Source organism: Pseudoalteromonas sp. S558, assembly GCF_005886635.1.
Lineage (GTDB): Bacteria > Pseudomonadota > Gammaproteobacteria > Enterobacterales > Alteromonadaceae > Pseudoalteromonas > Pseudoalteromonas aliena.
The window spans coordinates 1-24,175 of record NZ_PNDU01000152.1; the positions used below are offsets into that span (position 1 = coordinate 1).

Below are 24,175 nucleotides of genomic sequence, written 5' to 3' on the forward strand. Positions count from 1 at the left end.
CATGTGATATTAATAAGGTAATACCAAACTGCATAAATCTTTGATCGATTTAACGAATTAAATTGCACTATAACGTCTTTAAAAATTTTTATTTAGAAAAATAGATACAAAAATTTTTGCCTAGTTCTAGCGTAATTTTCTTAACGTTAAATAGACCCCATATATAAGCAGATTGGTATAAGTGGATCAATACAAAAGGCTTGTATTTAGATAACACGAAAATTAGTTAAAAAAAATGGGCTATAAATTAGCCCATCTTTTATTAATAACTTTTGATAGCCATTAAAGCTATAACTTACTCAATTCTAAACTTAGCCGTCGCGTCTAGCAGATTATCCGATAAGTAATGTAGGTTTTTAGCTACATCACGTACTGCTAGCAATGAATCCATGGTGTCTTCAAATGACACATGCATATTAGATACATTCTCAACAACCATAGCGGCAACAGAGGTCTGTTCTTCAGTCGCAGCTGCAATCTGTGAGTTCATACCATTAATTTCTAGCATCTGCTCTGCAATTTTTTCAATTGAGATACCTGTTTTCTCAGCAGCCGTGGCGTTGTCGGTTGCCATATCACGAGCCGAAGTCATTGCTGTAACCGACTCATTAGCTGCTTTAGTTAGTGCGCCTAATAGTTCACGAATTTCATTAGTAGAATGCGCTGTGCGAGAAGCAAGCTCACGAACTTCATCAGCAACAACGGCAAAACCACGACCATGTTCACCAGCACGTGCAGCTTCAATTGCAGCATTAAGCGCTAATAAGTTAGTTTGATCAGCAATTGAAGTAATTACGTTCAAAATTTGTGACACATTTTTTGTATCATCTGCAAGTTTATTGATTGTTGTAGCTGCTTGATTTATCTCATCACTAAGAGTGCGTGAAGCAGTTACAGACATTTGTACTTGAGAGCGGCTTTGTTCTACTTCTTTTTCTGCCGTTTGAACCGCATGTGACGCATTACCTGCTGATTGAGATATATCACCAACACTCTGCTTCATTTCTTCCATTGACTGCTTAACAATTTCTGCGTCAGTGGTTTGTTTTGTTGTAGCCTTTTCTGCTTGTTCCATGCCTTGCATTAACCGTGTTGAGTTTTCCATTAACGGTTCACATACAGCAATTACTTCAAGTACAGTATCTTTAAGTAAGGCTATAAACGCATTGAAATTAATTGACACTTGCCCAATTTCATCTTCTGAATTTACTGTTAACTGCGTGCTTAAAGAGCCCTTACCGCTTGCAAGTAAGCTTAAGTTATTTGCGGCATCACTCGCCGATGAACCGATCCCTTTGGCAATCCAAATAGCCATAAACAAAAGCAACGTTAGAGACACAACTGCAACAACAAGCATCAAAGTGAGGGCATCATCAGAGCGAGAGCGGGTATTCCCGACTAATTCAAAAAACCTATCATCCGCTTTTTGCTGTGCACCCTTAAAACTTTCTAAAACTGAGCTATACAAGGTTGTTTTTAATTTAGCTTGTTGTTGTATTTTACTAAAATCAGCTCCGCCATTAACCATTCCGTTTGCAATGCTAGAAGATATTCTTTCGTAATTAACGAGTTCTTTTTTTGTTGTGCTGTTCACGAAAGAGGGATTTATTTGCTCTATTAGTTCTATGTTTGATTCAAGCATTTTATAAGTATCACTTGCTTTTATAACAAGCTCTTGCTCACCAAATGTCACTGCTTGGGTGTATAACTCATCAAGTTTTTCTAAAAGGGTTACATTTGATGAGGTTAGTTTTACGACTTTGTAAGATGACTTCTCCATTTCATCAAGCGACACTCTGTTATCATTCATCGCAAAGTAATTGATCAAAACGATCAGTAGGAATGCAATAACAGCTATGCTCGTTATTGCATGTATTTTTTTAGTAATACTTAGATTTTGAAAAGAGAAGCCTGAAGCCATACTGTTTACCCTATTTTATTGTCTAGATCTATTATCGGCTCAATACCTATAAGTGTTAACTATATTTTTAATATTTCTAGTTTTTTTATGCTTTTTTTGAAATTAAATGCAATTAGCAGCAACCGAGTGCTCAAAAAACGTTCCATTTCAAAATTCAGTAAAAAAAAACCAGTAACATTGCTGTTACTGGCTTATTAATTTGGTGCGGATGGGGGGACTTGAACCCCCACGCCCGAAAGCACCACCCCCTCAAGGTGGCGTGTCTACCAATTCCACCACATCCGCATTTGAACTTTTACTTAACTGTTAAATCTAGTGATTTATTTGAGGAATATAAATCGTTTAACAATTAATTATTAATTAGGTATATCTGAATTTTTATCTTGAGTAACTGTCACTGGCACATCTTCTTCAACAGGAATTACTGTTTCAGCTGACGGTGCTTTTTGTAAAATTTCCCACTCATCAGTTTTTTTGATTTGACTAGCTGTAAGGTTACCCAAAACGATACTCAAAACAAAAAACACAGTGGCTAAGCTTGTTGTTGTTTTTGTCATAAAGTTACCTGCACCTGATGAACCAAAAACAGTCCCAGAAGCGCCAGCACCAAATGACGAACCCATATCTGCGCCTTTACCTTGTTGGATTAAAACCATGCCAACTAAAGCTAAAGCAACTACTAAATAAACTACTAATAAAATTTCGTACATCTTATAGGGTTCCTTTCGCACTTTCACAGATCGCAGAAAATGAATCTGCTTTTAAACTAGCACCGCCAATAAGGCCACCGTCTATATCTGCTTGTGCAAATAATAATTCGCTATTTTTTTCATTTACGCTACCACCATACAAAATGGTAAGCCCTTGTGCTAAATCACTATCTAGTGCAGCAATTTTATCACGGATAAATTTATGAACGTTTTGCGCCTGTTCTGGCGATGCCGTTTTACCTGTGCCAATGGCCCAAACGGGCTCATATGCTATCACAGAATCTTTTAATGCTGCTACACCTAATTTCTCAATTACAGCATCTATTTGTGCAGCAACTACAAGTTCTGTTTTACCATTCTCTTGCTCAGATTCACTTTCCCCTACACATAAAATAGGAGTCAAACCGACTTGTTGAGCACGTGAAAACTTTTCAGCCACAGTACTATTGCTTTCATTGTAAATACTTCTTCGTTCAGAGTGGCCTACAAGCACATACTCTGCCCCTAAGTCTTTAACTAGTTGTGCATCAACTTCACCTGTAAAAGCACCAGATTTATACTCAGAAATAGTCTGAGTTCCAGTAGATACACCACTTGCAATAAGCGCTGAAACTAATGGGAACGGAGGAAATAATACAACGTCTATCTTTTTAGATTTAACATTGTTGATAGCGTCAGACATTTGCTTAACTAGCTCTAAAGAACCATTCATTTTCCAATTGCCTGCGACCATCGCTTTGCGTATTGCCATTTTTCCACTCCACATTAGAAAACGGGCGAGATATTAACTTTTATCGCCCAAAAATACAAGCGGTTATTGTTATCAATCAGTGTGTTTGCTCATAGATTCAACAACAGCTGCGATTTTTTGCGCACTATCGATTACAATCTTTTCTTGTTCTGCTTCAACCATAACGCGAACAACTGGCTCGGTTCCTGATTTACGAAGTAATACACGCCCTTTTTCACCTAATGTTTGCTCTACTTCAGCAACAGCTGCCAGCACTTCAGATGATTTGGTCGGATCTGTTCCTGGCGTATAGCGCACATTAATCATTTTCATTGGGTATTTTGTAAAGCCTGCCCCTAAATCTTGTAATGTACGATTTTGTGCAACCATTGCAGCTAATACCTGTAAACTTGAAATGATACCATCACCCGTGCTTATCAAATCAAGATTTAGAACGTGACCAGAGCTCTCTCCACCAATTTTCCAGCCTTTTTGCTGTAGCAGCTCCATTACATATCGGTCACCCACTTTACTGCGTTCAAACTCGATTCCTTTAGCTTTTAAGGCATTTTCTAAACCCATGTTAGACATTACAGTACCAACAACACCACCACCTAGGTTATCATCTTGAGCAGCCTGACAAGCAATAATATAAACTAAATCATCGCCATCAAATACACGACCATTGTGATCAACCATCATCACACGGTCGCCATCGCCATCATAAGCAATACCAACATCAGCCTTTAACTCAAGCACTTTGCGTTTTAAGGTATCTACATGTGTAGCGCCACACTCATGATTAATATTTACACCATTGGGTTCACATGCGTGGGTTATTACTTCTGCGCCTAATTCACGCATAACTGAGGGTGCAATGTGATAGGTGGCACCATTAGCACAATCAACAACTACTTTTAAACCTTCTAGCGACAACCCTTGTGGAAACTGGCTTTTACAAAACTCAATATAACGGCCATCAGCGCTAGGCAAACGACTCGCTTTACCTAGCTTGTCTGAAGCAACACACGTCATTGGTTCATCTAACATAGCTTCAATTTGAAGCTCAACAGCATCATCGAGCTTTAGGCCTTGCCCATTAAAGAACTTAATACCATTATCATAATATGGGTTATGTGAAGCACTAATTACAATCCCTGCTTCAGCGCGAAACGTCTGTGCTAAATATGCAACAGCAGGCGTCGGCATAGGGCCAAGTAATATAACATCAATACCGGCAGCAATTAAGCCAGCCTCAAGTGCTGTTTCAAGCATATACCCTGAAATACGTGTATCTTTACCTATGATTACTTTTTTAGTACCGCTTTGAGATAACACTCGTCCTGCAGCCCAACCTAATTTCATCGCAAATTCAGGATTAATTGGTGGGGTGCCTACCAATCCGCGCACACCATCTGTGCCAAAATACTTTCTTTCTTTCATTATAAAATTCCTTGTGTGCAGGCTTGATATACATTGAGTACGTCTGCAGTTTCTTTTACGTCATGTACACGAATAATTTTTGCGCCATTTTGCGCTGCAATTAACGCGCCTGCTAGGCTGCCCGCTAATCGCTCGTTTATGTCTCTATTTAACAAATTACCTATCATCGATTTACGTGATAACCCTGCCAACAATGGCAAATCAAATTTATTAAAATCATCAAACTTAGTTAATATTTCATAGTTATGAGCAAGCGTTTTACCAAACCCAAAACCAGGATCTAGAATAAGTTGTTCTAACTTAATTCCCGCTGTTTCACAGGCTTTAATACGCCGAGTAAAAAATGTGTTGATATCGGCAAATAAATCATCGTAATGAGGGGCTGATTGCATACTACGAGGCTGTCCTTGCATATGCATTAAGCAAACAGCTACATCTTTAAACTGAGAAACGACCTCTAACGCTCCGTGTTCTTGTAGTGCGCGAACATCATTAACAATATCTGCTCCTGCTAATATTGCTTGCTCCATTACTTGCGCTTTACTTGTATCTATTGAGATAATACAGTCACTTTGCTCACGAATTACTCTTATGACTGGAATTACTCGGGCAAGTTCCTTTTCAAGCGTTACATCGGGGGCACCTGGGCGAGTAGATTCTCCCCCTATATCTAAAATTTGCGCTCCATCATCTAATAATTGCATCGCACGCTTTAACACTTCTGCAGGCTTTAAAAATTGCCCACCATCAGAAAACGAATCCGGCGTTACATTCAATATCCCCATAATAACGGGTTTTTCAAGATTGAGTGTACGCCCTCTTGGAAGAGTTAATGTGCTAGTCATTGCCAACCTTTATTTTTTTCTAAATCGCTGATACAAAAAAGCCCCGAAGTTCGGGGCTTTCATTCACTATTTTAACGATTATTCAGCTTTATCATCAAGGTTTGTTTCATCTTTTTTTGATGAATCATCCAATTTTTGACTTTCATCATTAACAGGCTCTTGAGGTGCTTGGGCTTTTTCAGGCTTAGCTTCATGGCGGTCATGCGCATCACGTGGTTCACGTACTGGTTGGCGCGCCATTAAATCATCAATTTGCTTAGCATCAATAGTTTCATATTTCATCAGCGCATCTTTCATTGAGTGAAGAATATCAATGTTTTCTTTTAATATTTCTTCTGCTCGTTGATAGTTACGATCAGATAGTAATCGAACCTCTGCATCTATCACTTTTGCTGTATCGTCCGACATGCTAGATGAACGACTACTGCCACCGCCCATGTACATTTCGTTTTGATCTTCAGCGTAAAGTAACGGGCCTAGTTTTTCACTTAAACCCCAATGCGTAACCATTTTACGCGCTATATCTGTAGCTCGCTCAATATCGTTACTTGCACCCGTTGTTACTTTATCCGCACCATAAATAAGTGCTTCAGCAATACGACCACCATAGAGGCTAGAAATCATCGATTCTAAAAGCTCTTTGGAATGGCTAACGCGATCTTGTTCAGGTAGATACATTGTTACACCGAGCGCTCGGCCACGTGGAATAATAGATACTTTATAAACAGGATCATGCTCTGGCACCATACGGCCAACAATTGCATGGCCTGCTTCGTGGTAAGCCGTCATCTCTTTCTCTTGCTCGCTCATCACCATGGTCTTGCGCTCAGCACCCATCATGATTTTATCTTTAGCAGCATCAAACTCAGCCATACTTACAACACGCTTATTACCACGTGCTGCGTAAAGCGCAGCTTCATTTACTAAGTTTGCTAAATCAGCACCAGAGAAACCTGGCGTACCACGTGCTATAAGAGCCGCTTCTACGTTATCGCCTAATGGCACTTTACGCATGTGTACTTTAAGTATTTGCTCACGACCACGAATATCAGGTAAACCTACTTCAACTTGACGGTCAAAACGACCTGGACGAAGTAATGCAGGGTCTAATACGTCAGGTCGGTTAGTTGCTGCGATAACGATGATACCTTCGTTACCACCAAAACCATCCATTTCTACAAGCATTTGGTTAAGTGTTTGCTCACGTTCGTCGTTACCGCCGCCCATACCAGCACCACGTTTACGACCAACAGCGTCAATCTCATCGATAAAGATAATACAAGGCGCTGCTTTTTTAGCTTGCTCAAACATGTCGCGCACACGTGATGCACCAACACCTACGAACATTTCAACAAAGTCTGAACCCGAAATTGTGAAAAATGGGACTTTCGCCTCACCGGCAACCGCTTTTGCAAGGAGTGTTTTACCAGTACCCGGTGGGCCGACCATTAGTACGCCCTTAGGAATACTACCGCCTAGCTTTTGGAATTTTGATGGGTCACGTAAAAAGTCTACCAGTTCGGTAACATCTTCTTTTGCTTCATCACAACCTGCAACATCAGCAAAGGTTGTTTTAATTTGGTCTTCGCTCATTAAGCGCGCTTTGCTCTTACCAAACGACATAGCCCCTTTACCACCACCGCCTTGCATTTGACGCATGAAAAATATCCATACACCAATAAGCAATATCATCGGGAACCAAGAAATAAATATACTTGCTAAAAACGATTGTTCTTCAGGTTTAACACCCTTCACAATGACATCGCCTTTAAGTAAGTCATTTAAAATGTCTTTATCGTAAATTGGCATAATCGTTTGAAAACGCTCGCCACTGGATTTAGTGCCAGTAATTGTGCCACTGGTACTTTCAATTGCCACTTCTTGTATAGAGCCATTTCGGGCATCTTTAACAAATTGACTGTAGCTTGTTTGACGATCTACTTGATCGCCGCCATTAAAGCTCTGAAAGACTGACATCAGCACAACTGCAATGACCAGCCATAGTATTAAATTTTTCGCCATATCGCTCAAGGGGTTAACCTCTTGTATCCAATTAATTTAAATTCAACTAAACGCCAAGCAACTGTACTACAGTTTGTATCCAGTCGCTACTATATATACTTCCCGAGAACGGGCACGCGAGGCATCAGGTTTACGTATTTTCACTACTTTAAAACTATTACGTACGTCTTGTAAGTATTGATCAAAGCCTTCACCTTGGAATACTTTTACAATAAATGCGCCATTTTTCTTTAGCACTTGACTACACATGTCTAGTGCAAGCTCTACCAAATACATACTACCAGCTTGATCAACTGAATTATTACCACTCATATTTGGTGCCATGTCAGAGAATACCACATCAACATTTTTACCATCAATGCGTTTTAATAACGCATTTAATACCGCCTCCTCACGAAAATCACCTTGTAAAAAGTCAACACCGGCAAGAGAGTCCATTGGTAAAATATCACACGCTATTACCTGACCTTTATCACCCACTTTTTCAGCTAGGTATTGAGACCAACTACCAGGAGCCGCACCTAAATCAACTACGGTCATACCTGGACGCAGTATTTTATCTCTATTTTGGACTTCATCTAATTTAAAAACGGCTCTAGAACGCCAGCCTTTTTTTTGCGCTTCTTGAACATATTTATCATCAAAATGTTCTTTCAGCCATCGCTGTGAACTGGCTGACTGTTTTTTATTTGTCATAAATTAACACGCAACTAATTAGTAATATTCTTTAGATGGCGGTAGAATACCCTTAATTCAAGCCATATTCAGCAAAATTTGTATAAACATGACATTATCAAACAAACAAAAGCAGTTTTTAAAAGGTCAGGCACATAGCCTCAAGCCTGTAGTTTTACTAGGTTCTAACGGTTTAACCGAAGGCGTAGTAATGGAAATTCAAAGTGCATTAGAAATTCACGAATTGATTAAAGTTAAAGCTCCAACTGACGATCGTGAGACTAAAGCACTTATTTTTGAAGCTATCGTTCGTGAAACAGGTGCGACTAAGCTACAAACAATCGGTCATACTATCGTGCTTTACCGTCAAAGCGCTGAGAAAAAAATACATTTACCACGTAACTAAAATAGTATTTTATTTCGTATATAAAAAAACCAGCTAGCGCTGGTTTTTTTGTTCTAGGGCGTGTTGGCTTTGTGGATTGGGAAATTCAATTAATGGCTATTAGGGCCTAAAAGTCCATGGTTAAATCACTTACATCATATTTATGCGTCTCATTATTTTTATTTAATAAAAAGTAACGCGTAAAATCTGTTTCATGCATTGGCTCAACATTGTCACCTGAGAGTAACTCTGCAAGCTTAGGTGTAGTGTTACTGTGTCCAATTACAATCACAACCCCATCTAAATCAAGTAATGTATTTTGAAGTGCAATTAAATCACTTGCATTATATACCTCAGTTTTAGTCTTAAAGTACTTTTCTAATGGCGCTATTGTTTGTAATGTGCGCTTGTAGTTGCTGCTAAACAACTGAACTTTATTATATTTTTCAAATAGACTAATCAAACTCTGCGCACGCTTTTCACCCTGTTCTGTTAGACTAGGATTCTCCCCTGATGATTTTTCACTATGGCGGAATAAATAAATTTCATCCGGCGCTGCAAATACTGAATCACAGCTCAGTAACGCAAGTAAAAGTAGCATCATTATATTTTTAACATTCATATTTTTTGACCTCGTTTATACTCTAATAAGCGATTAATAAATTCCGTCGTCAGTTCATTTATTGCACCGGTTTCTGCGTTTATTATTAAACTGAAACCAACGTTTAAATGTGGAAAAACAACTAAGTCACTGCGATACCCTTGAACCCAACCACTGTGATAATAAAGTATTTCATCGGCATAATTATATATTCTCCACCCTAACCCATAGAATGTGCCCTCTAAATGCTTTTTCCATACGCGCCTATAGCGTTCTTTTTTTGTCAAAGTATAAGGACGAGTCTGAATTGCCAATGCATCAAGTGATAAAACTTCGGGATACTGACCTAATTGTGCTTTTAACCAAATAGCCATATCACTCGCACTTGCGTTAATGCCAGCTGCAGGCCCGACTTTATAATAATTTTTTTTAAGCTTGGTACTGTACCAACGTTTTTTTCCACGCACGTGCGGCAAGGCATAATTACGATCTTTTACCATTGCGTCATAGCCTAAGCTGGCATCAGCCATTTTTAGGGGACTAAATATCGTGTCAGTTAACCAGCTAGTGTAGCTTCTGTCTGTGCTTTTTAAGATAACCTCATTAATTAAACTAAACATAACATTTTGATAGCCATAACAACGTCCAGGTTTACAGATTGGTTCAACATTTAGTAACTGCTGAACAATATCGGGGTAACTCATGGGCGATTCAATCAAATTGTCGTAAGCATTTGGAACCAAGCCGCTTGAATGGCTTAAAATATGAAACACTTTTAAATCGTTTTTATAATTCGTGTTTTTAAAATCAGGAATATATTCACTAATTGGACTATCTAATTTAAGTAGGCCCTCGGCGGCTAGTTGAGCAGCCAACGAGCCTGCAAACGTTTTAGATACAGATGCTAATCTAAAGCGGGTATGCGCGTTTACTTTTCTCCCGTTGGGTACTTTAGTTAAGCCCATAGTATGAATGTAATCTCGGTTTTGTGTATTAATTATAGACAAGGCAGCACCAGGAATACCTTTGCTTTTTAGCTTTTTTTCTACATAACGACCGTATTTTTTTACAAATGCATCCCAGTCAGGATCTGCTTTTGCTGCAAAGCCCACCGTGCTAAATAATAAACACACTGCGGCAAAGCAATACAGCAAAGGGTTAAGGTACTTCATTTTATAATTTTATCTTTTAACTTTATCTAGACACATAATATCATGAAGTTTTGTTTGGACTAACGTACAATACGGCAATTATTATGCTTTAGTGGGTGTTTAGTTCTTATGCGTTTTTTAGTTGTATCACTTTTTATTTTTTTGTCCGCTGGTTGTTCAATCACAAAGCAACCTGCTGAATCTTTAACCATGCCGTTAAAGCCAACTTTAAAAAGTCAAACATACCTGCTTGAGTATGAAACAGAGCACGCTTCTCCAAAAGTAAAGTCTGTTCAATTACCTGCTCATAAAATACAGTTTAATCAAACAGTTAAAATCGTATCAGATAAAGCAAGTATGACTGACACGTTATTGTCGCAAATAAGCCAAGCACTTAACGAAAAACAATTAAAAGTAACAACAAGAAACGATAGTGATTACATTCTTACAATTCAACAACTTGATTTAGCATTTAAAGACGATATTCAATACACACCAAGTAAACCAGAAAAAACATATTCTCTGTATAAAAAGGTTGTTCAACAATACCCCACTCAACAATGCGCAGCGATTTTTGCAGAAGTAAGCATGCGGTTAACCCACAAAAAGTCTGGTGACGTTGTGTGGTTTGCAAAATCATCAATAGACAGTGCAAGCTTTCACCAAGAGCCGCTAGCTTATAGCTTTAACGAAGAACAAAAAATATCTAACGAGTTGGAAGTAGCTGCTTTTATCCACCAACAAAATACAGAGCAAGCACGCCTTGCTCGAGTAGATAAAGAAATAGAAATACCCGATTATAAAATAATATCGAAGCTATCTAACCTGACAAAAATAAGTGGACCATGTAATCGCACAGAAGTGAGCGCATTGACTCCCATGATGCAATTTTACTTAAGTAGTATATTAATAGATAAAATTAAAGTGCAGTAAAGCTCGGCTTTCACTACATTTTCTTACAGATTATGAAAGGCTATTAACAATATACTACGCTTTATAACAACTAATAATTAGGTCGAAAGATGAAACACTCTTTACTTAACCATACTTTATTTTACATAAGCTTATTTTGTAGCTGCATGTACAGCACTACAAGTATGGCAAGTAATCGCTACTACGCCGATAATACACTAGAGCCAACTCAAGGCTTTGCTTGGGATTGGAGTGCCGGTGGGGGCTATTATATTAAAGATTCATACTTAGTCGGTGTTGACTCCTACGCCGACGGTATAGAGATTGATTTAAGCCTTGCTATTTCTTACGATAAATTCTATCTCGACTTCGATCATAACCAACTCAGTGGTGGCTTTGTTATAGGCTATAGTTTAGTTGATAAGTTTGATTGGGGATTAGATATTTTAGCCACAAATATTCAAGCTGGGTTTGATGAAAGAGGTATTGGCCTTACCGGGAATGATATAATCGATGAATTACGCGGTATAAAATCACGTAGCTATGACTTTGATACTGGTCTTAGATTAACTCGTCGCTTTGCTAACTCACAAATATCATTTGAATACCTTCATGATATTTCAAGCACCCACAATGGCTGGATTATTAATACTTTTTTCAGTCACATTTTACCTTGGCGAAATTGGGAATTTAGATCGGGTGTTGGACTAAGTGCATATTCTGCCAATTTTACTAACTATTATTTTGGCATAGATAAAGATGAAGCTTCAGCACTACGCCCTATTTATAAAACAAACGTTAGTACCAGTCTTATTTTTGAATTTCATGCTGAGTACCCTATAAACCAAGATTGGGTTTTTTTAGCTGGTTGGCTTACTACATGGTTTTCAAAAGAAATTGATAACAGTCCTATCATTTCTCAAAGGTATCAACACAAAGCCAAGGTAGGCCTACGTTATGTATTTTAGATGGATTTGCATACTCGCAATTTTTCCTACTGTTTTGTCTGCACAGACAGAAAGTAACCCAGCACCACTTATTGTAATTCCCGATACATGTGTCGCCTTACGTGAAGGGCGAAATTGCTATGCCGATGTTGTCATAACATGGCAGCAACCGACTATTGGCAACTACTGCTTACGTGATGCAACCTCTAAATATATTATGCAGTGTTGGCTAAAACAAAAACAAGGCACGCTTAATTACACCTTTGACTCAGAGCAAAGCATCTCGTTTGAGCTTTTTGACAGTAACACATCAAAAGTAATCGATACCAGCGAAGTTAAGCTACAGTGGGTATACCAAAATAGGCAAAAAAAGCGCCGTTGGCGACTATTTTAAACAACATATTAAGGATAGTTTATGGATAATTACGGTACTATTTTACTCGTTGAAGACGATGTATCGCTTGCTCAATGGGTCGCTGAGTATTTAACTGAGCAGGGTTACACCACCCATGTTTGCCACCGAGGTGATGAAGTAATAAGTAAAGTAAAAACCTTAAATCCAAATATTGTTCTACTCGATATTATGTTACCTGGACAAGATGGCATCAGTGTATGTAGAGAGCTTCGTAGCTTTTATACTGCACCAATTATCATGCTTACCGCTCGAAACGAAGAAATGGATGAAGTCATAGGTTTAGAGGTCGGAGCAAGCGATTATATAATGAAGCCTGTTCGCCCACGTGCGCTTTTAGCGCGGATCAAAGCGGCACTTCGCCAAAACAATGAACCTAATAAGCCAAAAACAAACAATAATATTGTTACTGTTGGTACGTTGAGTATTAACACCGAATCACGTAACGTAAAATTTAACGAGCAAGATATAAATATTTCGAGCGCCGAGTACTTATTACTGCACTACTTAGCGAGTAACGCAGGTCAAGTGGTGTCTCGCGATGCCGTTTTTAAAGCAACTAAAGGCAGGGAATACGACGGCCTTGATAGAAGTGTTGACGTGCTTATTTCTGCGCTTCGTAAAAAGTTTAACGACGACCCGCAAAATCCAGAAAAAATTAAAACCATCTGGGGGCGAGGCTATTTACTCGTTACCACCGCGTGGTAATAAAATGATGCGTATATAAATGAAAACGTTTTATATCTCATTACTTGGCAGTGCACTTTTATCGATCGTAGTGTTAGGCTGGTTAATTGATACATTTAGCCAACAAACCCATTCACCGCAAGATGAGTTTGCAGTACAAAGTAAAATGATTACTGGTTTCAGCCAGCAGTTAACTTATATTGCCACTTCCGAACGTAAAGCTTATGTAAAAAAACTTGCTGATGACTTTGATTTACTGCTTGATTATAAATTAAATGACTCACTTGCTCTGCCTCCTTCACTATTATTGCAAATGCATAGACCTAATGGTTTGATTTTAGAAGATCAACAAGGCTTTTATATGCTTTATAGCAGTCAAACGTTAAGCCCCTATCATATTTCAATGCGGCTAGATAAACGCGCAAATAAAGAGCAGCGTAACGATATCGTACTGACTCTTCTTTTTTATACTGGGTTATGTGTTTTTATGGGTTTTATTATAGCCCCCCTAGCAAAACGCCTCACTGTTTTAAACGAAGCGGCTAAAAAGTTTGCATCAGGTAACGTGCAAGCCAGAATTAAAGTATCGTACTTTACTTATATTAAAGATGTAGAGCTTACTTTTAACCGGATGGCCAGCCAGATAGAAAAACTAGTTGCTGAAAATAAGCTTATGGCTTCGAGTCTTTCTCACGATATACGCACACCAATTGCCTGCTTAAGATTTGGGCTCGACGCAGCATTAGACAGCCGCGAAGAACAAAAAATAAAGCAATACTTAGCCCGTATGGAAAATGATTTAGATCATATGGAATCAATGCTAAAAAGCTATTTAGCATTTTCAACACTTGAACAAAATGCTAATAAATTAACGTATTCATCCACTAATATTAAGCACTACCTTGAAAACATTTTAGTGCAGCTAGCCCCTAAATTAGAATCACAAATGCTCAATATTCAACTCAACAGTTCGAACGATATAATTAACGCCGACTTACACTGGCTCGCTCGCGCAATCACAAACTTATTAACCAATGCATGCGACTTTGCTGAACAACATATTTACCTCAGTGCACGCCTTGATGAGCAACAACTTGTTATTACTGTTGAGGATGATGGCCCTGGCATTGCTAAGGAAAACTTTAACAACGTATTCAGTCCATTTTTTAAAGAAGAAGCACACCGAAATCGTGCAGATAAAAGTTATGGCCTTGGTTTAGCTATTGTGGCTAAAGTTGCCGATTGGCATCACGGTAATATTCAAGTCAGTACCAGCAAACAACTTGGAGGCGCCTGCTTTACTCTTACTATTGATCAACATTATAAAACGCAAAGTATTCATTAAGTGCTGTACCGGACGACTTTTAAATCAACTCGGTAATTTATAAAACACGGTAATACTAATTAAAATTTACGGTTATAACACACTGCTCACTCAATAAATTGCGCAAGATCAGCAATAAGCACTTTTTATTTTTTTACATTTCCAGTAGATTGTCAGCGCCGTCACAAAATAGAGAAGTACAATAATATGAGCGCAATTAGAGGCGAGTTTAGCTCTCGCTTTGGTTTCATTATGGCCGCTGCGGGTTCTGCCGTTGGTTTAGGCAATATTTGGGGTTTTCCCACACAAACAGCCAGTAATGGCGGTGCAGCGTTTTTAGTTGCATATTTAGTATTGGCATTTTTTTTAGCCTACCCTGCATTAATGGCAGAGCTAATGATTGGTCGACACGGCCAAGCAAATGCTGTTTCATCACTTGCAAAAATATCAAATAAACCTTGGCAAAAGCACTTTGCTTTTATTGTCGGCTTTGGCGGTATTTTATGTGCAGGCTTTATACTTAGCTTTTATGCCATCGTTGCAGGCTGGATGCTCAGCGCGACGATAGAGCCAGCCACAACATTAGTTGGCGCATCATCGGCTTCAACGTGGTTAAGTGAACAATCACTTACCCGCAATATCATATTTACTATCGTGTTTATTCTATTAACAGTGGCGATTATTAGCCGTGGTGTCGAAAATGGCATTGAAAAGTGGTCAAAACGTTTAATGCCTGCACTTTTAGGGATTTTATTTTCGCTAATAGCTTACGTAATGACTCAAGATGGTGCAGTTGAGGGCTTAAAAGCGTACCTTGTTCCTGATTTTTCGTCTATTTTTGACGCTAAATTATTAGTTAGCGCATTAGGCCAGGCCTTTTTCTCATTATCACTGGGCACTAGTGTTATGATTATTTATGGCTCTTATATCAGTAAAAAAGAAAATTTAGTTTCACTTGGGGCTTATGTAACGCTTATAGACGTATTCATTGCCTTTGTCGCAGGCTTACTTATTATTCCGGCTATGTACGTTGCACAAGCACAAGGGGTTGAGATTTTCTCTTCGACAACAGGTGAACTGCTCTCAGAGGACACGTTAGTATTTCAAGTATTGCCAGCGCTTTTTGATGGTATGGGTGACATGGGTTTATTTGTAGGTTTTGCATTTTTTGCGCTAATGAGTATTGCAGCACTAACATCGTCTATTTCAATGCTTGAAGCGCCCGTATCGTATACCGTAGAGCGATTTGCACTTAAGCGGGTACAAGCAACATGCCTAATTGGTGGATTAATTGCTGTAGTTAGTATTACTATAGTCTGTAATCTAGAGAGTTTATTTGGTTTAGTAATTACACTTACAACCAAAGTTGCTCAGCCTTTACTTGGTCTGATGTGCTGTATATTTGTAGGCTGGATCTGGTATAGAGGCTCGTTGCTTAAAGCAATTCAGCAAGGTAATCCAGAAGTACATAACACATTATTCTGGAAAATATGGCCTTGGTACACTAAGTTCGTATGCCCGCTCGCTATAGGCATGGTATTTTTGCACTCACTGCTAAGCTAAATACCTTAAAAATACGCTATAAAAAATAACCCATCCGTAATTAGCATGCTAATTACGGATCTCAGATTAAAACCACGCGAATTCAAATTAAAAACTTATGAGTCTTAATAAAAAACAGATATGAAAATGCTTAAATAGCATCCTCATCTTCTTCAGCAGTTCGAATACGAACAACACGCTCTACATCAGTGACAAATATTTTTCCATCGCCGATTTTTCCTGTTTGTGCTGTTTTAACAATAACGTCTATAGCACGCTCTACATCGTCATCCGCTAAAATAATATCTAGTTTTACCTTAGGTAAAAAATCAACCATATACTCAGCACCACGATACAATTCGGTATGCCCTTTCTGACGTCCAAAGCCTTTAACTTCACTCACCGTCATTCCGTTGATACCAACCTCCGATAGCGCTTCACGCACATCATCTAATTTAAAAGGTTTGATGATTGCTTCAATTTTTTTCATATTCATTATTTTCCAAAGCTTTAATTACCTCGATTTTAGACAATCATTATCTTCATAGCAAACAAAGCAATTGAATTGCGGTGATAAAAAAATCAGCCGTGATATAATTTTCACTATAACAATAATTACACTATCGCAGTAAGTGAGATTAATATGAAAAATAAGAAACATGGCTTCACCCTATTAGAGCTAATGGTTACGGTTGCGATTGTGGGTATTGTCGCTTCTATTGCACTTTGGAGCAGCAGTAACATGCTAGAAGAGAACCGCGCTGAGAATTTTTTGTTAGAATTAAAGAGGAATGTTAGCTATGCGCGCTCTCAAGCAGCCAGCTCCGATGAAATTGTCATTGTTTGCCCGGTACAGTTCAATGCCCTAAAAAGGAACGATCAACAATTACCATGCAGGAATAATTGGGATAAAAATAAAATAATCATTGTTTTTATCGATAAAATTAATTCAAAAGAAGACCGTGATAAAAATAAAGTTAGCTATAATTCACCCGGAGATAGCTTACTGCGTGTAATGGAAAAAATTGGACCAAACGATAAGCTAAAATATACAGGAAACGAAAGTATGTTGCGATTTAATACAAGTGGTCGAATTACCACTAAGCCGGGTGATTTCGTATATTGCCCAAATAGTGGTAGCGGTAGCGAGAACGTAAAAGCGTTGACTATAACTCAGTCGGGCACCGCCTTTTATCTTGGTGATAACGAAAATAAATGCGGTTAAAAAACAATCAAACATGCTTGTCATATTGTTATCATTTACTACACTAAAATAATGTTTTGCACTAACGGGAACTTCAAGGATGAGGTATATCACACTTTCACACAATGTTGTTGGGATGACCCTTTTAGAAATAATGGTATGCATAACTATTTTTGCAATAATTAGCCACCTTACTCTGTCTTTTTCTCCTAATTTTTTAGCCTTAAATCGTGCAAGTAATCAAATGAACTTATTGCATCGTAACATTAACTACGCGAGGCTATATGCCATAGAAAATGGAACATACGTTACATTATGTGCACTAAAAAATAATGAGTGTGTGGTAGATTATTGGGATGATCAGGTATCACTATTTATTGATAGTGATAAGTCTACATCGCTAAATGACGAAGAATTACTATTAAGTACGTTTGAGCATACTCACCATGCAGATAGTCTTGAATACCCAAGAAATGCGATTACATTTAGACCTGATGGCTCATTAAATGGTTTTCAAAACGGTACTTTTATCTACTGCCCAAACAATGATAAAGCAAATCTGGAAGGACTTGCTTTATCGATAAGCCAAACAGGAAGAATTAGAATTAAATCAACGAATAAATGCCAGAAAAAATAAGCTACCTTCCCCAGCAATAATTAATATCGGAATTGCCTTTTTTACCCTTAGCGCCTTTGAGCCCGACATCAGTAATGGACAATTCTTTACAGTCTGCATCATCTTTTACCACTCCTGCAATTGGTTTTGCTGTTATAGTAAATGTCGTTTTCTCTGTGTTTAATTCTATTGATAACTCGAAGTGTTTGTTTTCAGTTTTATTTTCAATACCTAAATCTGAGAATGTTTTAGTATATTCACGATTATCAACAAAAAACTGCTCTTCTTTGTTTGCTGCATCCAATAAAGCAGCGGCAGCTTCTGCTCTAGATGCGCGCTTTACGTATTCGGTATAGTTAGGTAGCGCTATAGAAGCTAATATACCAACAATAGCAACGGCTACCATAAGTTCAATGAGTGTAAATCCATTCTGCTTTTTTAGCATTTGTATATCCTTAGTTCTTAATTTCATCATTTTCTTCGCGTTTATAAATATAAGTTTGGAAAACCTCAAGCCCTAAAGTCACTGGATTTCCTGAAGTATCTTCTGGATTTCCTGAAGTATCTTCTTCATCTACTAGCTTTATTTCGCCATCAACAACCACCAAATCAGGCCCTTGTATTTTAATCGGCTTCATTGGATTATCTCCATCTTTTCTTAATGGACCCGGAAAATAAAATTGGCTTTCTTGGGTAACGTCAACACTAGGGTCGCTATCACATTTGCCATCGGCATTGCTATCAACACAAGAGGGTGATTCACCAAAGAAGAGCTGAGGGGTATCTGGCACATCATAACTCGTTGCAAATTTTAACTCGTCATAAACTTTAGTTCCATAATGCAAATGAAAAGCATATAAAGAGCCCCCACCGCCACTAAGTGAACATTGATTTTCAGTTGATGTTTTTGACTCAGGTGTAAAGGACGTAAAGTAAGCAACGCCACCAACCACAGTCGAAGCTGCTAGGGACTTTTCACCGATTCCAAGCTCATATCGCCAACCTTTAAAATCAGCTAAGTCAGCTTCTAACTCAACAAATTTATCTACATCATCCAATGCATTCCCAAATGGGTCACTATTCATTTGCATCAAATCTGCTGGCTTAATACTATCTGGTGCTTTAGTTTTATATGATTTTGTAAGTGTATTTTCATCTCGGATCATAAATAGCTGATCTTTTTCATTCGTATCAGTTGGCTTTGAACGATTACCACTTCCAATCACTACCGCATCATAGGGTGTATCAAGGCGAGTGACTGTTTTTTTACCGTTGATTGTCGTTTCTGTAACCTTACTAAACATAGTTCTTGCCACTAATGGTTGGTAAAAAAAACGCCTATCTTCTGTTGCCTTGCTACTACCTAATTCAGCTAGTTTAAAGTGGCTAAACTCATCTACATCTGTTCCTGGCATATCGATACGCCATATATTACCACCGGTGTCTGCCGCATAAATCCTATCAATGTAACCATCATAATCAGAGTCAAGTGTTGTTACATCGGCGGCAATACTGTGCTTACCTGTAAAACCATTCTTGTCTGGAGTCAAGGCCCATACAAGAGTCCCTTCTTTCGCATCCACAATAAAAACACCTCGCCCGATATCATCCTCACTACGTATAGCGGCATCTTTATTGGTGTCGTACCCTGCACCAAAAACTAATAATGGCTTATCACCAAAAGCTTTAATATAGGCAATTTTTGGTTTAGACCATGTTTGAGCAAGTTCCTTAAAGTCTCCTTTGCCGCCTTCTATTGGCTTATCCCATAATTTTTCAGGCTTATTTGGAGATGTTATATTCAACGCATAGTAATTTTTCCCTCCACGGCGCATTCCAGCAAAAGCCCAAACCTCATTACCTTTTTTAGCATCTATAATGCCATCGTTTATACCATCGTTATTTAAATCTTTATTATTAAAATAAACACTAATCGGCCCATCCATACCATACACTTTGGTCTCAGCCTGATTATTGCGTAATGGTTTAATTATGTCGTATAGATCAGAGGGAATAAATGCCCAGCTTTCGCTCACTGTATTACCACTATCTTTAAACATATGTAAAAAGCCAGCATTAGTGCCAATAAGTATACGAATATCATCATTGCCATAATCAATGGCAACAGGTTTCGAGTGCAGTGGATCGCCAAAAATATCTAAACGCTGATCGTTTGATGAACCGTCTTTATCTTCATCGTCTACATCTACCCCCATAGCCCACTTTATGTCTGAACTTGCTAAGCTAAGGGGATTATCAGTAACTAAATCAAGTATGTCGCCTACAACTGATGTATTAAAACTGACTATTTTTCCCTCTTTATCAGTATATAAATTTCGACTAGTCGTATTTAGTGTCGTTAAATGAAGATTAACGCCACCTTGCGCGACGGCATTACCATCGGCAGGAGCTCCACTGGGGAGCCAAAATGTTTTGGCCCCTTTATCAATTAAACCATTATTATCTAGCGCTTGTTTACTTGCTGAATCTATAATTGTACTACCAGAGACTTCTAGTTTCTTTAAATTCCCTCGCCATCGAGCACCTGTTTCCGGATAAAACATGGCAAAATAAATCGCGTTACGACTCCTCGTTTGATCTACATTATTACTCGCGACCGATGGAGATGAAAAACTATCATTAACCTCTCGAATCCGTGAAATTGTATTTTTTAAAGCATCTGATAATTGCGTTGCAGTATTTGCATGCAAATATTGACCACCACCGTAAGACGCTGTATCAGAGAGTAAATTTTTACCTGAATTACTCATCCCTGTCCCAAAGCCTATCGGATAGACTCTACCAATATCATGCACTGTTTTTGTGTCTGTATATAAATCAATCTCAACATCTTTAGTACCATGAATAACTTTAGCTAATGCCGTTAAATAGCTATTACTCACAACGGGTCCATTACCGAAAAAATAGCTTTTATGTAATTCATTTATGTCGCTGTTTCGATTAGCATCTTCAGATGGGTCGCCATCTGTCATTAAGATTATGTTTACACTGTTATCACAGCGTAATGGCTCACCTGATACTGGCTTAAAAGGTGACTGATATACCCCGAGAGATTCTGCAGTAAAATCACGAGAATTAGTGTTAGTCCCATAGTAAACACGCTGCCCTGTGATATACAAATATGCCTCCCACAAGGTTTCAGTTAATGGTGTAGAGCCACTTGCCGGCAATGCATTAATTTGGTTTAACAAAAATGCCTTTTCAGAACCAATTCTGGCTAAAACATAGCCACCATTATTGCCATTAAAACGCATTAAACCAAAATCAATGTCATCATTATCATTGACTAATTGCTTTATGGCATTTTGTGCAACTTTTAAACGACTATCCTGACACGAAGCCCGCAAAGAGCCATTCACTCTTTTATAGCATTGCTGATTTCGGTTATATATAGACTTGCTTTCAAAGCATTCTATCTGGGAAGATTTCCTGTCATAACATCTATCTCCATCTGTTACATCCCACGCCATGCTGCCGGATGTATCAAAAATCATTAAAACACGTGGCTTTTCATCGGTCTCAACGTTGTGATTTACATATAGCTCTATATCTTCGGCAATGACCGATAAACTTACAATTGAACAAAGGAATGAGGCAAACACTTTCTTAAATTTCATTTTAAATCCGCTCACTTAATTAACTACCTGTTGTGCCATTCCAGTTACTATTGTTAACTGGTGCTTGCTTTTTGAGCCATATTCAATAGTCGTCGTAACTTGTAGTATATTGCATGAAATACCGGTAGTTGCTGCATTACTTCGCAGGCAAGTTAAATTTTGAACCCCCTTATTTAAATTAGTCATTGTGCTTTTCATACCCTCATGGTTCGCTATATCTTTTGATGAAGTGAAAGTATCGGCTTCACCTTCTTTGACTACTTTTGTTATCGTTTCCTCAGGGCTTAATAAAAAACTACTCTTACCGCCTTTTTTTACTTCAGTAAAAATTACGCGCTGTATCTCTCCAATTAACTTATTTTCTGCTACTTCTCTTTCTTGTGCCGCATTTGTAATTTTCACATCAATACTACTGCTACTCATTAATGTTACCGCTATCCCCGTTACAGCAATAACCATGATCAGCGCTGTTATAAGCACCACTCCTTGCTGTTTTGCCGAGGTGGTCTTTAAATTCGCCATGAGTTTCCTCCAACATTATTCAAACGAATCGTTGTCGTGAATACTGTACGTCTAAAGTTATCAGTGAATTTTAATTCACGTTTATTTGCATCTTCACCCAGAGTATAGGTTTGATTTTTAACCTTAAGACCGGCATCCGGCTGCAGTGCTCTGATCAATAAAAACATCTGCACCGTTAATATCCTTCTGCGGGTTTCCCAATCACTCGGGGTCATATCGTTAATGCTTCTGTAAGTATCCACACGATTGTCGCCTGTAGTGTCCAAACCAAAAACAAAACGCATATTTTCAACCCCTTCCATAATTGTTTCTGTTTTCATAGCATCATTAACTAAGCGACGTCGCATTAAAGCAGGTACGGTTAAACTTTTGTTATTTACTTTATAGGTTTGCTTCGCAAGATAATAAACATGGTGACTATAGGGCCACACAGTTGCGCTAATATTTAATGTTCCAGGAGCTATAATTCCACGAACATATTGAGCTTTTTCTTGCTCTGCAATAAAATAGTTTTCGTCATCTTGTGTATTGTTATTTCCAGGTTCGATTATAATTTGCTTACCCTGTAAAAACTTTACTTGTAGAATATCACTCCCTTTAATCGGATTTTTTACACAGTTAAGCTCGGTTTCTGAGTTGGCTTTTTTTGCATAAATCGATCTAAAATTACTCCCGCTAGAAAAATCTGGAAAACTCCCATTATTTACCCCTTCAAAGCAGTCACCACTAGGGGCAGATAAAGTCTCAGTGTTTTTTGCTGCGAATGAGTCTTCGTAAAAGGTTCCCCAGAAGCCAACTTGTTCTATATCACGCTGCATTATGTTTATTGCTAGGCGGCCAGTCTCTTGAAGCTCGCCTATGGTCATTGTGTCTTTCGTCGTGACTTTCATGCCAATATACGTAAACATAACGCCACCTAAGATCAGCACACCGATAAAAAGGGAAATCATCATTTCTAAAAGCGTAAAGCCTCGTTGATACATACTAGCTCCTAATGTAAATATAGCTGGTTAAAACGACTAGACGGCGTTTCTTATCCGCGGCACCACAGTTAACTTTGCTTGTTTGTGTGTTTGCTTTAAATTCTTGTCGGCCTTGCCACGATACAATAACCTCTAAATTAAATGCCTTACTGCCTGTTGGTGTTAAGTTTATGCATACTGTTGCACCATCTAGTGAGCCCGTATTTTCACGCGCTCGAATAGCACGTTTCCATTGCTCTATATTAAGTAAAGCTATTTGAGCTGCACTACACGAGCCTTCAAAACACGTGGTTGATGAATTAGTTGCTGTTTTACTCGTAAAGGACTGTTTATAAAGAGTCGCTAATTGGGGGCTGTCGTTAACGCGAATTCTCTGGACTATATCATTTCCAAGTGCAATAGCAGCAGCACGCTGCATAGAGTCAAAACTGGCTTGTTTTGCCTTCGCTTGCAGCGCAACGGCACCTAATAAGCCAAAACTAAGAATAATAAATGCAATAAGCACTTCAATGAGTGTGAAACCTTTTTGCAATTTAAACTGGTACGATTGCATAGTAAAACCAAATAAAATTATCTAATTGTAAGTTTATGCGATTTATAGGTGGATTCAAGTAGGACTACGACAGACGGTTATATTTATTGATGAACGGTTAGATCCTGCTTATCTTGCGAAATTAAATTTGTAGCAGACTGTTTGGTATTTAACCTGAACTCTGGTTAAGACATTTACTAATATATTGAATCATAATAATATTTAAATTTATTTTTCTCTAGCAAGAGATTTTCAGTGAAAATAAGGCGGAATTACGTGTCAATAGCTGGCCTATTGCAAGTAATTTCAATGCAGTTAGCGCTAAAAACAGCTGCTTGAGATAGATTTATTATCCAGAGTTCAGGTTAATTAG

General features: G+C 38.3%; 24 protein-coding genes and 1 tRNA gene. 9 read left to right on the plus strand and 16 right to left on the minus strand.

What is annotated here, in order from left to right:
• Positions 1–295: 295 nt before the first annotated feature.
• From CWB66_RS11730 to rlmE, 8 genes are all read right to left on the minus strand, one after another.
• Positions 296–1,921 carry a methyl-accepting chemotaxis protein gene (locus tag CWB66_RS11730; RefSeq protein ID WP_138585519.1) on the minus strand — a complete coding sequence of 542 codons (1,626 nt, stop codon included), beginning with the start codon at positions 1,919–1,921 and terminating at the stop codon, positions 296–298.
• 200 nt (positions 1,922–2,121) lie between these two features.
• A tRNA-Leu gene (locus tag CWB66_RS11735) sits at positions 2,122–2,206 on the minus strand.
• Positions 2,207–2,277: 71 nt separating this feature from the next.
• Positions 2,278–2,631 (minus strand): preprotein translocase subunit SecG, encoded by a 354-nt coding sequence (secG, locus tag CWB66_RS11740; protein ID WP_138585520.1) that lies wholly within the window; start codon positions 2,629–2,631, stop codon positions 2,278–2,280.
• A 1-nt stretch (position 2,632) separates the two neighbouring features.
• The gene (gene tpiA, locus CWB66_RS11745) at positions 2,633–3,382 is read right to left on the minus strand and encodes a triose-phosphate isomerase (RefSeq protein WP_138585521.1); all 750 of its coding nucleotides are present in this window, start codon (positions 3,380–3,382) and stop codon (positions 2,633–2,635) included.
• A gap of 72 nt (positions 3,383–3,454) precedes the next feature.
• Entirely contained in the window at positions 3,455–4,804 is a 1,350-nt protein-coding gene (glmM, locus tag CWB66_RS11750; RefSeq protein WP_138585522.1) for a phosphoglucosamine mutase, read from the minus strand.
• Positions 4,804–5,649, minus strand: coding sequence for a dihydropteroate synthase (gene folP / locus CWB66_RS11755; RefSeq protein WP_138585523.1), 846 nt, complete (start codon positions 5,647–5,649; stop codon positions 4,804–4,806). The genes glmM and folP overlap by 1 nt, the downstream gene beginning before the upstream one ends.
• Before the next feature lie 78 nt (positions 5,650–5,727).
• A complete protein-coding gene (gene ftsH / locus CWB66_RS11760) occupies positions 5,728–7,671 on the minus strand; it encodes an ATP-dependent zinc metalloprotease FtsH (protein ID WP_138585524.1) in 1,944 nt (647 codons plus the stop codon).
• A 66-nt stretch (positions 7,672–7,737) separates the two neighbouring features.
• Positions 7,738–8,367, minus strand: coding sequence for a 23S rRNA (uridine(2552)-2'-O)-methyltransferase RlmE (gene rlmE, locus CWB66_RS11765; RefSeq protein WP_007377784.1), 630 nt, complete (start codon positions 8,365–8,367; stop codon positions 7,738–7,740).
• 88 nt (positions 8,368–8,455) lie between these two features.
• Here rlmE and yhbY point away from each other — a divergent pair, with 88 nt between their 5' ends.
• Positions 8,456–8,752, plus strand: a complete 297-nt coding sequence (gene yhbY / locus CWB66_RS11770) for a ribosome assembly RNA-binding protein YhbY (protein ID WP_077538615.1) — start codon at positions 8,456–8,458, stop codon at positions 8,750–8,752.
• Positions 8,753–8,858: 106 nt separating this feature from the next.
• Here yhbY and CWB66_RS11775 read toward each other — a convergent pair whose 3' ends face one another.
• Together CWB66_RS11775 and CWB66_RS11780 are read right to left on the minus strand one after the other, a co-directional pair.
• A complete protein-coding gene (locus CWB66_RS11775) occupies positions 8,859–9,353 on the minus strand; it encodes a SixA phosphatase family protein (RefSeq protein WP_138585525.1) in 495 nt (164 codons plus the stop codon).
• Entirely contained in the window at positions 9,350–10,504 is a 1,155-nt protein-coding gene (locus CWB66_RS11780; protein ID WP_138585526.1) for a serine hydrolase domain-containing protein, read from the minus strand. Before CWB66_RS11780 ends, CWB66_RS11775 begins: the two co-directional genes overlap by 4 nt.
• A gap of 108 nt (positions 10,505–10,612) precedes the next feature.
• Between CWB66_RS11780 and CWB66_RS11785 the strand changes: the two genes are divergently transcribed.
• The 6 genes from CWB66_RS11785 (at position 10,613) to CWB66_RS11810 (ending at position 16,328) form a co-directional block, all read left to right on the plus strand.
• The gene (locus tag CWB66_RS11785; protein WP_138585527.1) at positions 10,613–11,416 is read left to right on the plus strand and encodes a hypothetical protein; all 804 of its coding nucleotides are present in this window, start codon (positions 10,613–10,615) and stop codon (positions 11,414–11,416) included.
• Between the two features lie 89 nt (positions 11,417–11,505).
• Positions 11,506–12,363: a MipA/OmpV family protein gene (locus CWB66_RS11790; protein ID WP_138585528.1), complete on the plus strand. Its 858-nt coding sequence runs from the start codon at positions 11,506–11,508 to the stop codon at positions 12,361–12,363.
• Positions 12,353–12,736 carry a DUF3019 domain-containing protein gene (locus tag CWB66_RS11795; RefSeq protein WP_077538625.1) on the plus strand — a complete coding sequence of 128 codons (384 nt, stop codon included), beginning with the start codon at positions 12,353–12,355 and terminating at the stop codon, positions 12,734–12,736. The genes CWB66_RS11790 and CWB66_RS11795 overlap by 11 nt, the downstream gene beginning before the upstream one ends.
• Before the next feature lie 21 nt (positions 12,737–12,757).
• Positions 12,758–13,462 (plus strand): response regulator, encoded by a 705-nt coding sequence (locus tag CWB66_RS11800; RefSeq protein ID WP_077538627.1) that lies wholly within the window; start codon positions 12,758–12,760, stop codon positions 13,460–13,462.
• Positions 13,463–13,481: 19 nt separating this feature from the next.
• Complete coding sequence (locus tag CWB66_RS11805; RefSeq protein ID WP_138585529.1) at positions 13,482–14,786, plus strand: sensor histidine kinase; 1,305 nt, start codon at positions 13,482–13,484, stop codon at positions 14,784–14,786.
• Between the two features lie 186 nt (positions 14,787–14,972).
• On the plus strand, positions 14,973–16,328 hold the full coding sequence (locus CWB66_RS11810) for a sodium-dependent transporter (protein WP_138585530.1): 1,356 nt from the start codon (positions 14,973–14,975) through the stop codon (positions 16,326–16,328).
• A gap of 130 nt (positions 16,329–16,458) precedes the next feature.
• Here the strand turns inward: CWB66_RS11810 and glnB are convergent, their stop codons facing one another.
• Positions 16,459–16,797: a nitrogen regulatory protein P-II gene (gene glnB, locus CWB66_RS11815; RefSeq protein WP_077539086.1), complete on the minus strand. Its 339-nt coding sequence runs from the start codon at positions 16,795–16,797 to the stop codon at positions 16,459–16,461.
• A gap of 153 nt (positions 16,798–16,950) precedes the next feature.
• Between glnB and CWB66_RS11820 the strand changes: the two genes are divergently transcribed.
• Positions 16,951–17,532, plus strand: coding sequence for a GspH/FimT family pseudopilin (locus CWB66_RS11820; protein WP_138585532.1), 582 nt, complete (start codon positions 16,951–16,953; stop codon positions 17,530–17,532).
• Between the two features lie 79 nt (positions 17,533–17,611).
• Entirely contained in the window at positions 17,612–18,148 is a 537-nt protein-coding gene (locus CWB66_RS11825) for a GspH/FimT family pseudopilin (protein WP_138585533.1), read from the plus strand.
• A 1-nt stretch (position 18,149) separates the two neighbouring features.
• On the opposite strand, the gene CWB66_RS11830 is transcribed toward CWB66_RS11825, so the two are convergent.
• Genes CWB66_RS11830 through pilV form a run of 5 tightly spaced genes read right to left on the minus strand, consistent with a single transcriptional unit; the run spans position 18,150 to position 23,823 of the window.
• Entirely contained in the window at positions 18,150–18,572 is a 423-nt protein-coding gene (locus CWB66_RS11830) for a type IV pilin protein (protein WP_138585537.1), read from the minus strand.
• Between the two features lie 10 nt (positions 18,573–18,582).
• On the minus strand, positions 18,583–21,765 hold the full coding sequence (locus CWB66_RS11835) for a pilus assembly protein (protein WP_138585534.1): 3,183 nt from the start codon (positions 21,763–21,765) through the stop codon (positions 18,583–18,585).
• 15 nt (positions 21,766–21,780) lie between these two features.
• Positions 21,781–22,287 (minus strand): pilus assembly PilX family protein, encoded by a 507-nt coding sequence (locus tag CWB66_RS11840; protein WP_138585535.1) that lies wholly within the window; start codon positions 22,285–22,287, stop codon positions 21,781–21,783.
• A complete protein-coding gene (locus CWB66_RS11845; protein WP_138585536.1) occupies positions 22,275–23,270 on the minus strand; it encodes a PilW family protein in 996 nt (331 codons plus the stop codon). Before CWB66_RS11845 ends, CWB66_RS11840 begins: the two co-directional genes overlap by 13 nt.
• Position 23,271: 1 nt before the next feature.
• Positions 23,272–23,823, minus strand: a complete 552-nt coding sequence (gene pilV, locus CWB66_RS11850) for a type IV pilus modification protein PilV (RefSeq protein WP_077538644.1) — start codon at positions 23,821–23,823, stop codon at positions 23,272–23,274.
• Between the last annotated feature and the right edge of the window lie 352 nt (positions 23,824–24,175).

What these genes read in the sequence shown, in the direction of transcription:
- CWB66_RS11730 (WP_138585519.1), bottom strand. Translation starts at nt 1,921, where the DNA reads ATGGCTTCAGGCTTCTCTTTTCAAAATCTAAGTATTACTAAAAAAATA.
- secG (WP_138585520.1), bottom strand. Translation starts at nt 2,631, where the DNA reads ATGTACGAAATTTTATTAGTAGTTTATTTAGTAGTTGCTTTAGCTTTA.
- tpiA (WP_138585521.1), bottom strand. Translation starts at nt 3,382, where the DNA reads ATGGCAATACGCAAAGCGATGGTCGCAGGCAATTGGAAAATGAATGGT.
- glmM (WP_138585522.1), bottom strand. Translation starts at nt 4,804, where the DNA reads ATGAAAGAAAGAAAGTATTTTGGCACAGATGGTGTGCGCGGATTGGTA.
- folP (WP_138585523.1), bottom strand. Translation starts at nt 5,649, where the DNA reads ATGACTAGCACATTAACTCTTCCAAGAGGGCGTACACTCAATCTTGAA.
- ftsH (WP_138585524.1), bottom strand. Translation starts at nt 7,671, where the DNA reads ATGGCGAAAAATTTAATACTATGGCTGGTCATTGCAGTTGTGCTGATG.
- rlmE (WP_007377784.1), bottom strand. Translation starts at nt 8,367, where the DNA reads ATGACAAATAAAAAACAGTCAGCCAGTTCACAGCGATGGCTGAAAGAA.
- yhbY (WP_077538615.1), top strand. Translation starts at nt 8,456, where the DNA reads ATGACATTATCAAACAAACAAAAGCAGTTTTTAAAAGGTCAGGCACAT.
- CWB66_RS11775 (WP_138585525.1), bottom strand. Translation starts at nt 9,353, where the DNA reads ATGAATGTTAAAAATATAATGATGCTACTTTTACTTGCGTTACTGAGC.
- CWB66_RS11780 (WP_138585526.1), bottom strand. Translation starts at nt 10,504, where the DNA reads ATGAAGTACCTTAACCCTTTGCTGTATTGCTTTGCCGCAGTGTGTTTA.
- CWB66_RS11785 (WP_138585527.1), top strand. Translation starts at nt 10,613, where the DNA reads ATGCGTTTTTTAGTTGTATCACTTTTTATTTTTTTGTCCGCTGGTTGT.
- CWB66_RS11790 (WP_138585528.1), top strand. Translation starts at nt 11,506, where the DNA reads ATGAAACACTCTTTACTTAACCATACTTTATTTTACATAAGCTTATTT.
- CWB66_RS11795 (WP_077538625.1), top strand. Translation starts at nt 12,353, where the DNA reads ATGTATTTTAGATGGATTTGCATACTCGCAATTTTTCCTACTGTTTTG.
- CWB66_RS11800 (WP_077538627.1), top strand. Translation starts at nt 12,758, where the DNA reads ATGGATAATTACGGTACTATTTTACTCGTTGAAGACGATGTATCGCTT.
- CWB66_RS11805 (WP_138585529.1), top strand. Translation starts at nt 13,482, where the DNA reads ATGAAAACGTTTTATATCTCATTACTTGGCAGTGCACTTTTATCGATC.
- CWB66_RS11810 (WP_138585530.1), top strand. Translation starts at nt 14,973, where the DNA reads ATGAGCGCAATTAGAGGCGAGTTTAGCTCTCGCTTTGGTTTCATTATG.
- glnB (WP_077539086.1), bottom strand. Translation starts at nt 16,797, where the DNA reads ATGAAAAAAATTGAAGCAATCATCAAACCTTTTAAATTAGATGATGTG.
- CWB66_RS11820 (WP_138585532.1), top strand. Translation starts at nt 16,951, where the DNA reads ATGAAAAATAAGAAACATGGCTTCACCCTATTAGAGCTAATGGTTACG.
- CWB66_RS11825 (WP_138585533.1), top strand. Translation starts at nt 17,612, where the DNA reads ATGAGGTATATCACACTTTCACACAATGTTGTTGGGATGACCCTTTTA.
- CWB66_RS11830 (WP_138585537.1), bottom strand. Translation starts at nt 18,572, where the DNA reads ATGCTAAAAAAGCAGAATGGATTTACACTCATTGAACTTATGGTAGCC.
- CWB66_RS11835 (WP_138585534.1), bottom strand. Translation starts at nt 21,765, where the DNA reads ATGAAATTTAAGAAAGTGTTTGCCTCATTCCTTTGTTCAATTGTAAGT.
- CWB66_RS11840 (WP_138585535.1), bottom strand. Translation starts at nt 22,287, where the DNA reads ATGGCGAATTTAAAGACCACCTCGGCAAAACAGCAAGGAGTGGTGCTT.
- CWB66_RS11845 (WP_138585536.1), bottom strand. Translation starts at nt 23,270, where the DNA reads ATGTATCAACGAGGCTTTACGCTTTTAGAAATGATGATTTCCCTTTTT.
- pilV (WP_077538644.1), bottom strand. Translation starts at nt 23,823, where the DNA reads ATGCAATCGTACCAGTTTAAATTGCAAAAAGGTTTCACACTCATTGAA.